Below are 610 nucleotides of genomic sequence, written 5' to 3'. Positions count from 1 at the left end.
GGCGTAAATCCGCGCCGAATTAACCTCCGGCGGAAGCGCCCCAAAATCAAACACCATTGACTCCTTTAACCCGTCGCGGCCGCGTTGGCCGCCTCAGTCACCGCGTACGATCCCGAGCTCATGCCCAGGGTGTTGACGAACATCTCGTGAATCGCCGTGGCTTGGGCGCTCACGGCCTGGTACGTCTGCGCGTGCGCAGAGAACTGCGCCGCGGTCAGTGCTGACACCTCGTCAGCGGCGGCCGGCACCACCCCCGTCGTTGGGGCCACCGCCGCCGCGTTCTGCGCGTTCAGCGTCGAACCGATGCTCTGCAGATTGCCCGCCGCCGCGGCCAAGGCCTCGGGCTGCGTCGTGACGAACGACATTTGGATTCCCTCCCTATTCTCTAGGCTCGCTGGCCTTCGAGGAACGGTTTGCCGGTGGGCTTACCGCAGGCATGGCTTACTGGTGAGATTAATGGGGTCACGCGGTGCCTCGCCTCCCTAGTGCCGACTGTTCATTCGTGTACAACTTCCGTTCACCTGGGCTTTCCTTATCCGGCTGATGGTGGGCGGGTCAGGACGCTGTAGCGGAAGCCGTATTTGTGGGAGTAGCCCGCGGCGGCGCCGGC

General features: G+C 64.3%; 1 protein-coding gene. It reads right to left on the bottom strand.

What is annotated here, in order from left to right:
- Positions 1 to 65: 65 nt before the first annotated feature.
- The gene (locus tag A5758_RS07380; protein ID WP_067199718.1) at positions 66 to 365 is read right to left on the bottom strand and encodes a PE family protein; all 300 of its coding nucleotides are present in this window, start codon (positions 363 to 365) and stop codon (positions 66 to 68) included.
- Between the last annotated feature and the right edge of the window lie 245 nt (positions 366 to 610).

Source organism: Mycobacterium sp. 852014-50255_SCH5639931 (assembly GCF_001665605.1).
GTDB classification, from domain to species: domain Bacteria; phylum Actinomycetota; class Actinomycetes; order Mycobacteriales; family Mycobacteriaceae; genus Mycobacterium; species Mycobacterium paraffinicum.
Note: the sequence above shows the minus strand (reverse complement) of the source record. Positions and strands in the feature narration are given on the sequence as shown.

What these genes read in the sequence shown, in the direction of transcription:
- A5758_RS07380 (WP_067199718.1), bottom strand. Translation starts at nt 365, where the DNA reads ATGTCGTTCGTCACGACGCAGCCCGAGGCCTTGGCCGCGGCGGCGGGC.